Annotated in this window: 8 protein-coding genes and 1 tRNA gene; 6 read left to right on the top strand and 3 right to left on the bottom strand. The window is 67.6% G+C overall.

Going from position 1 to position 7,735, the window contains the following annotated elements; translation table 11 throughout:
• The first annotated feature begins 107 nt into the window (after positions 1-107).
• The 3 genes from QLH51_RS18160 to QLH51_RS18150 all read left to right on the top strand — a co-directional run bounded on the left by QLH51_RS18160 (position 108) and on the right by QLH51_RS18150 (position 2,890).
• On the top strand, positions 108-386 hold the full coding sequence (locus QLH51_RS18160) for an NAD(P) transhydrogenase subunit alpha (protein ID WP_055757824.1): 279 nt from the start codon (positions 108-110) through the stop codon (positions 384-386).
• A gap of 5 nt (positions 387-391) precedes the next feature.
• Positions 392-1,894 (top strand): NAD(P)(+) transhydrogenase (Re/Si-specific) subunit beta, encoded by a 1,503-nt coding sequence (locus QLH51_RS18155; protein WP_125655945.1) that lies wholly within the window; start codon positions 392-394, stop codon positions 1,892-1,894.
• 75 nt (positions 1,895-1,969) lie between these two features.
• The gene (locus QLH51_RS18150) at positions 1,970-2,890 is read left to right on the top strand and encodes a winged helix DNA-binding protein (RefSeq protein ID WP_206428902.1); all 921 of its coding nucleotides are present in this window, start codon (positions 1,970-1,972) and stop codon (positions 2,888-2,890) included.
• Between the two features lie 556 nt (positions 2,891-3,446).
• On the opposite strand, the gene QLH51_RS18145 is transcribed toward QLH51_RS18150, so the two are convergent.
• Positions 3,447-3,522, bottom strand: a tRNA-Val gene (locus QLH51_RS18145).
• 95 nt (positions 3,523-3,617) lie between these two features.
• On the bottom strand, positions 3,618-5,249 hold the full coding sequence (locus QLH51_RS18140) for a peptide MFS transporter (protein ID WP_125655942.1): 1,632 nt from the start codon (positions 5,247-5,249) through the stop codon (positions 3,618-3,620).
• A 174-nt stretch (positions 5,250-5,423) separates the two neighbouring features.
• On the opposite strand from QLH51_RS18140, the gene QLH51_RS18135 reads away from it, so the two are divergent.
• The 3 genes from QLH51_RS18135 to QLH51_RS18125 all read left to right on the top strand — a co-directional run bounded on the left by QLH51_RS18135 (position 5,424) and on the right by QLH51_RS18125 (position 6,739).
• Entirely contained in the window at positions 5,424-5,999 is a 576-nt protein-coding gene (locus QLH51_RS18135; RefSeq protein WP_125656192.1) for a nitroreductase family protein, read from the top strand.
• A 38-nt stretch (positions 6,000-6,037) separates the two neighbouring features.
• Entirely contained in the window at positions 6,038-6,397 is a 360-nt protein-coding gene (locus tag QLH51_RS18130) for a GntR family transcriptional regulator (protein WP_125655939.1), read from the top strand.
• Positions 6,398-6,541: 144 nt separating this feature from the next.
• A complete protein-coding gene (locus QLH51_RS18125; RefSeq protein WP_125655936.1) occupies positions 6,542-6,739 on the top strand; it encodes a hypothetical protein in 198 nt (65 codons plus the stop codon).
• A gap of 144 nt (positions 6,740-6,883) precedes the next feature.
• Here QLH51_RS18125 and rsmI read toward each other — a convergent pair whose 3' ends face one another.
• A complete protein-coding gene (gene rsmI / locus QLH51_RS18120) occupies positions 6,884-7,729 on the bottom strand; it encodes a 16S rRNA (cytidine(1402)-2'-O)-methyltransferase (protein WP_125655933.1) in 846 nt (281 codons plus the stop codon).
• Between the last annotated feature and the right edge of the window lie 6 nt (positions 7,730-7,735).

Raw genomic sequence — 7,735 nt, 5'->3', positions numbered from 1 at the left:
CCACCAGCCTGCGGCTGGTCCCCCTCCCCGTGCCGGGGAGGATATCGAGTCGCCCCGCCGGCGGTCCCCCTCCCCAAGCATGCTTGGGGAGGATTGAAAGGAACATCATGGACTTCCTCTCGATCCTGTCGATCTTCGTCCTTGCCTGCTTCGTCGGCTATTATGTCGTCTGGTCGGTGACGCCCGCGCTGCATACGCCGCTGATGGCGGTGACCAACGCCATTTCCTCGGTCATCATCGTCGGCGCGCTGATCGCCGCTGCTGCTGCCGGCGTGCCGGGGGCGAAGTGGCTGGGGCTGCTGGGCGTGGTGCTGGCCAGCATCAACATCTTCGGCGGGTTCGCCGTCACCGAACGCATGCTCGCCATGTACAAGAAGAAGGGGTGAGGGGGATGCACGAGGCCGCACCGGTCAATCCATGGGTCGCGCTCGCCTATCTGATCGCGGGGGTGTGCTTCATCCTCGCGCTGCGCGGGCTGTCGTCGCCCGCGACCAGCCGGCGGGGCAATCGCCTCGGCATGATCGGCATGGGGATCGCGGTGCTGACCACGATTGTCACGCACCTGCCGATGCAGTCGACATTTGATGGCAGAAATTTCGCATTTGATGACGGCGGGTTGGCGCTGTTTGATACGGTCACCTTCGCCGAGATCCTCGCCGCGATCGCGATCGGCGCAGTCATCGGCCTGACCACCGCCAAGCGGATCGCGATGACTGCGATGCCGCAGCTCGTCGCCGCCTTCCACTCGCTGGTCGGGCTGGCCGCCGTGCTGGTCGGGATCGCCGCGTACCTGAACCCGCAGGCGTTCGGCATCGCGTCGATGGTGATCCCGATGATCGGACAGCCCTTCGCGGTCATCAACCCGGTCAGCAAGGTCGAAATGGGCCTTGGCGTCGCGATCGGCGCGATCACCTTTTCGGGATCGGTCATCGCTTTCCTGAAACTGAACGGGTCGATGTCGGGCAAGCCGATCCTGCTGCCCGGCCGGCACGTCATCAACCTCGTCACGCTGGCCGCGATCCTGCTGCTGGTCGCGCAGTTCGCCCATACCCAGGCGACGTGGCCGTTCTGGGCGGTGGTCGTGCTGTCGTTCGCGATCGGCTTCCTACTCATCATTCCGATCGGCGGCGCGGACATGCCGGTCGTGGTGTCGATGCTCAACAGCTATTCGGGCTGGGCGGCGGCGGCGATGGGCTTCACCCTCGGCAACACCGCGATGATCGTCACCGGCGCGCTGGTCGGGTCGTCGGGTGCGATCCTGTCCTACATCATGTGCCGGGCGATGAATCGCAGCTTCATCAGCGTGATCGCCGGCGGCTTCGGCGCTACCGACAGCGGCGGGGGCGGGGTGGCGGCGATCGACCGGCCGTGGAAGCGCGGTTCGGCCGAGGACGCAGCGTTCCTGATGCAGCAGGCCGAACAGGTCATCATCGTTCCCGGATACGGCATGGCGGTGGCGCAGGCGCAGCATGCGCTGCGCGAAATGGGCGACAAGCTGAAGGAACATGGCGTCCGCGTGAAATATGCGATCCACCCGGTCGCGGGGCGGATGCCGGGGCATATGAACGTGCTGCTGGCCGAGGCGAACGTTCCTTATGACGACGTGTTCGAGCTGGAGGACATCAACAGCGAGTTCGCGCAGACCGACGTCGCCTTCGTCATTGGCGCCAACGACGTGACCAATCCGGCGGCCAAGACCGACAAGACCTCGCCGATCTACGGCATGCCCGTCCTCGACGTCGAAAAGGCGAAGACGGTGCTGTTCATCAAGCGGTCGATGGGCGGCGTCGGCTATGCCGGGGTCGATAACGAGGTCTTCTACCGCGACAAAACTATGATGCTGCTGGCGGACGCCAAGAAGATGGTCGAGGAGATCGTGAAGGCGATGGACTGAGCCCGGCGGGGCTCGCCATCGCCGCCCGTCCGCCCTACGCTATCCGTATACTGTACGGTGGCGAGGGGGGACGGTTTGACGGGATTCGCAGGGTTCGACGAACAGGGCACGCGGCGGGCGGTGATCGTCGCCGACGATGCACTCGCCCGTGACGACGCGGCGGAAGCGGCGCGCGCCGCCGGGGTGACGGTGGCCGGCACGATCGGCTTCGCCGGGCTGGCGACGGCGCTGGCCGACCTGTCCCATGCCGATGTGCTGCTGGTCGAGGCAGCCGGGGTGGCGACGGCGTCGCTCGAACAGGCGCTGCCGTTGCTGGCGGACCGTGCGGCGCGCGACCGGGCGCAGCTGGTGGTCAGTTTTCCGATCGAGGCGCTCGACGTCGTCGGCGCGCTGCTGCTGGGCGGGCCGGCGACGCTGCTGTGCGAGGCGCGTCCCGACGAGCGCGTCGCCGAAATCGCATTCGGCGGGGCGGTGGGCAGCGGGATGCAGGCCGCCGAGCGCGATGCCGAGCGGCTGCGGCGGCTGAACGCCGAGGTCGCACGGATCGCCCATGCACTGCTCAGGCTCAGCCGCGAGGGCGGGGACGAGGGGGTACGCGACCGATCGGCGGACTTCGTCGCGCCGTCCGCCGACGATGCGGGTCCCGCCGACATCGCCGCCGCGACCGTTCGCGGCGCGATCCGCGCGCGGCGGATGCGCGACCAGTTCCTGCCGAAGGACCTGTTCGCCGATCCGGGCTGGGACATGCTGCTCGACCTGTTCGCCGCGCGGCTGGAGGGGAGCCGGGTATCGGTATCGAGCCTGTGCATCGCCTCGGCCGTGCCGCCGACCACCGCGTTGCGCTGGATCACGACGCTGACCGATGCCGGGTTGCTGATGCGCCGCGAGGACCCGAGCGACCGCCGCCGCGCCTTCATCGTGCTGACCGCGCGCGGCGTGGCGGGAATGGAGGGCTATGCGCAGGCGGTGGCAAAGGCCGGGCTGGGCTGGGCGTAGGGAGGGCGCTCCCTCGCGTGTGATTGGTTTGTCAGCCCGTCGCCGCGGACTTGATCGAGACCTCTGCGAAGGTTTCGATCAGAGCCAGCGCCTCGCCGTACCCCGGCGGAGGCCAGGGTCCAGTTGGAAAGGCTTTTCCGTATCTTACCAGCGCCCCCCAACTGGGCCCCGGCCTTCGCCGGGGTACGGATTGATGACTTTTGCAGAGGTGTCGCCGTTTCCGGGGTGACGGTTGCCAGCTTGTCGTCATCGCGTGGTTTAACCGGGAGATCCCGGCTTCCGCCGGAATGACGTTTGGGGCGCAGGGAACCGGGTCGGGTAAGGGCGTCCGCGCCAGCGTCCCGTCGTCATTCACGTCGCCCCGGCGAAGGCTGGGGCACCCCGCCTGGAAAGCGCTACCGGTCGCCGGGAACGTCCGGAAATGTCCGGATCAACCGCCCCGCGCCCGCCATGCCGTCAGTCGTGGCGAAGCCACGCCTTGTGGCATGGCTTCGGCCCGCTGGCCGCGCTTGCGCTGTCGTGTGCTGCCTTTGCAGCACATCGTTGCGCTGCGCGGTGGTGGGCGCTGACGGGCTCGAACCGCCGACCCTCTCGGTGTAAACGAGATGCTCTACCAACTGAGCTAAGCGCCCCCTGACCGGGAGAGGTGCGGCATACCGTGGTTTGCCGCGGTTGCAACAGGGTTTTGCATGTCGGGCGACCGTCGGTGCGCCCGACATGCGCCGTCTTATTTTTCTTCCTTCCACACATCGACGCCCGCCGCCTTCGGCTCGCCGATCGCGCCCTGCCCGGCGAGGCTGTGGTCGGTGTCGTCGGCCAGCGTGTCGAGGTGCATCCACCGCTTCACGATCGGCGACAGCAGCAGCACGACCACGCCGATGCCGATCGTCCACCAGCCGATGCTGCTATAGACCGACAGCGTGCCTTCCTTGGTCATTTCGCCGCCTTCGCCGCCGGTCGCCTCGCCGATCTTGCCCGCGACGAAATTGCCGACCGCCGTCATGTAGAACCATGCGCCCATGATGAGGCTGGCGAGGTGCTTGGGTGCCAGCCGGTTCATCGCCGACAGCCCGACCGGCGACAGGCACAGCTCGCCGGTCGTCTGGAAGAAGTAGATCAGGAACACGAACAGCACCGGCGTCGCGATTTCCGGGCCCACGGTCCGCGCGCCCCACACGAACACGAGGAACGAGAAGCCGACCTGCAACAGCGCCAGCGCGAACTTGGCCGGAGCCGAGGGTTCGCGGTTGCGCTTCGCCAGCGCCACCCACAATGCCGCGAAGATCGGCCCGAGCAGCACGATGTAGATCGCGTTGATTGACTGGAACAGCGACGCGGGCACGCCGCCGCGATCGACATAGCGGTCGGTGTAGAGGTTGAGCGATCCGCCGGCCTGTTCGAACAGCCCCCAGAAGACCGGGTTCAGCGCGATCAGGAACAGGATGGCGAACATCCGCTCGCGTGGTTCCTTGGGCAGCTTGAACGATTCGAACAGGACATAGGCAAGCAGCGCTACGCCCGAGATGATCAGCAGCGTCTCGATCACCGACTGATACTGGATCAGTGCCCAGATCACGCCGATCGCCGCGACGCCGAGGCCATACAGCCCCCATTCGGTCGCCCTGGTCAGCGGCCGCGGGGCCTCGCCCTGGCCCTTCAGCAACGGCTTGCCCAGCACGAACACGATCAGGCCGAGCAGCATGCCGATGCCCGCCGCGCCGAAGCCGTACGACCAGCCATAGGTTTCGCCGAGGAAGCCCGCGAAGATCACGCCCAGCGCCGCGCCGACGTTAATGCCGACATAGAAGATGGTGTAGGCGCCGTCGCGGCGCAGGTCGGTGCGGCTGTAGAGCTGTCCGACGATCACCGAGATGTTGGCCTTCAGGAAGCCCGACCCGACGATGATGCAGGCGAGCGCCGCCCAGAAGATGTTTATCGCGGGATCGGCCTGCTTGAGCAGCGGGTCGGTGACGCCGGTCTGCCCCTCGAACGCCATCAGCAGATGGCCGACCGTCAGGATCACCGCGCCGAACAGCACCGCCTTGCGCTGTCCCAGATAGCGGTCGGCGAGATAGCCGCCCAGCACCGGGGTGATGTACACCAGCGACGTGTAGGCGCCGTAGATCAGGTTGGATTCGCCGTCGCCGAATAGCCAGTGCTTGGTCAGGTAGAAGATCAGCAGCGCGCGCATGCCATAATAGGAAAAGCGTTCCCACATCTCGGCGAAGAACAGGACGTACAGCCCCTTGGGATGGCCGGCGAATTCCTCGCCCTTGCTCGCGGCGGCGACGCCGCCCAGCACCAGAAGCAGGATCAGGAATCCCGCCGCGATCGATGGAATGATGGGTAGGCCGAACAAGGATACATCCCCCGATAAGAAACCGGCGCGTCCGCCGCCTCTGTCGGGCGGGGCACGCGCATGGCCGCGAGCCTAACGGCGAAAATCGCGATGCCAAGCGGGATTGTTGCGATTGTGACGATGCGTTGCCCGGTGGTTGGCGTCGGGAGCGGTGGCGCCTACATCGCCGCCATGATCTTCAACGACCGCTCTTCGCTGCTCAGCCACCTGCGCACCCGCCGTTCGGGCAAGCCGCGCGACATGGTGGCCCCCGGACCCACCGGGGCCGAGATCGACGCGATGATCGCCATCGCCGCGCGTACGCCCGATCATGGCAAGCTGGCGCCGTGGCGGTTCATCGTCGTGCCGGAAGATCGCCGGGCGGCGTTCGGCAAGCTGCTGCGAAGCGCTTTCGTCGCCGGGAACCCGCAGGCCACGAGCGCGCAGCTGGAGGCGTGCGATCGCTTCGCGGAAGAAGGCGCGGCGCTGATCGTCGTGCTGTCGTCGCCGGTCGACAGCCATATCCCGCGCTGGGAACAGGAATTGTCGGCCGGCGCCGCGACGATGAACCTGCTCCACGCCGCACACGCCATGGGCTATGTCGCGAGCTGGCTGACCGGCTGGGCGGCGTATAGCGACCAGGTGCGCGACGCCTTCGGCGGCCCCGACGAACGCATCGCCGGGTTCGTGTATTTCGGGTCGCCGGGACGGCCGCTCGACGAACGGCCGCGTCCCGATCTGGCGCGCGTCCGTACGGTCTGGGCGAGCTGAACGATGGACTTTCCCGCCCGTTGCTGTATTAAGTCAGCATGACAGCGATCGACCACGAAGACACGCCCGTCTACCTCCGCCTGCGGGCGCTGATCGCCGCGGCGATCCTGCGTGGCGACTATCGCGCGGGCGACCAGCTGCCGTCGGTGCGGGCGTTCGCCGCCGAACATGGCGCCAACCCGCTGACCGTGGCGAAGGCGTATCAGACGTTCCAGGACGACGACTATGTCGAGGTCCGGCGCGGGGTGGGCATGTTCGTGCTGCCCGGCGCGATCGAGCGGCTGCGCGTCGCCGAGCGCGAGCGGTTCCTGACCGGCCATTGGCCGCGGATTCGCGCGCATATCGAGCTGCTGGGGCTTGACGCGCACACGCTGCTGGACGAACGCACCCCGGCCTGACCGGACCGTTGCGGCGAACCGGTATCGGGCATCGTCCAGCGCCCTTGCCCGTCCGGAACCATGTCGTACCGTTCCATCCTCGATACCCTTCGTAACGGAACCGTGGCGCGGTGGTGGCGTTCCCCTGTCGACAGGGAGAATGCCATGGAACGAACCGTCCTGCCATCGAAGCGGCTGCCGCTCTATGCGCTCCATGCGCGCAACAGTTGCCCCAGCTGCGGTGCCACGCAATGGTTCGTGGGGCGGGTCATCGCCGAATGCGCGTGCTGCGGCGACGCGCTGCCGATCAACCATGCCGCCCGCCCGGTGGAACTGACGAAGCTGCGGAACATCGCGGCGTAACCGCCGGTTAGTTCACCGCCAGTTGGTTCGACGTCGCCCCAGCAGAGGCTGGGGCATCCCGCGGCTAGGCGAGTACTCCATTACAACGAGATCCCAGCCTTCGCTGGGATGACGAATGTGGCACATGAGTGCCGGCCGGTGTGATTAGTCCGCCGAATTGCCCTTCATCGCCATCGCCCGCGCGTACAATTCCCGCCGGTCCAGCCCCAGCGCCTTCGCCACCTCGCCCGCCGCCTTCGACACCGGCAGCCGGGTCAGCGCCTCGCGCAGCGCCGCATCGGCATCGTCCGCCGTGGCGGGGGGCGGGGCGCCGGGCGGCGCGACGACGATCACGATCTCGCCCCGGGGCGGCGCATCGGCATAGCGCTGCGCCAGCACCGACAGCGTGCCCGTCACGCATTCCTCGAACCGCTTGGTGATCTCGCGCGCGACGCCCGCCTCGCGGTCGCCCAGCCCCTGCGCCAGCGCGGCGAGCGTCGCCGACAGGCGCGGGCCGCTTTCGTAGAAGACCAGCGTCGCACGGACGTTCGCGATCTCGGCGATCGATTCGGCGCGGGCATGGGCCTTGGGCGGCAGGAACCCGGCGAACAGGAACCGGTCGGTCGGCAGCCCGGCCAGCGTCAGCGCCGCCACCGCCGCGCACGGACCGGGGATCGTCACCACCGCATGGCCCGCCGCACGCGCATCGCGCACCAGCTTGTAGCCGGGATCGGAGATCAGCGGCGTGCCCGCGTCCGACACCAGCGCCACCGCTTCCGACGCCATCCGCGCGATCAGGCCGGGGCGCATCCCTTCGGCATTATGGTCGTGATAGGGCAGCATCGGCCGCTTGACGCCGATGTGGCGCAACAGCCCGGCGGTGACGCGGCTGTCCTCCACCGCGATGATGTCGGCGCGCGACAAAATATCGGCGGCGCGCGGACTTAGGTCTGCGAGATTGCCGATCGGGGTCGCGACGATGTAGAGGCCGGGTTCGAGTTTTTCGGTCATCAGGGG

The organism is Sphingomonas sp. 2R-10, assembly GCF_030062225.1.
Classification (GTDB): Bacteria; Pseudomonadota; Alphaproteobacteria; order Sphingomonadales; family Sphingomonadaceae; genus Sphingomonas.
The sequence above is the reverse complement of the archived record's forward strand: the minus strand, read 5'-3'. Positions and strand labels throughout refer to the sequence as shown.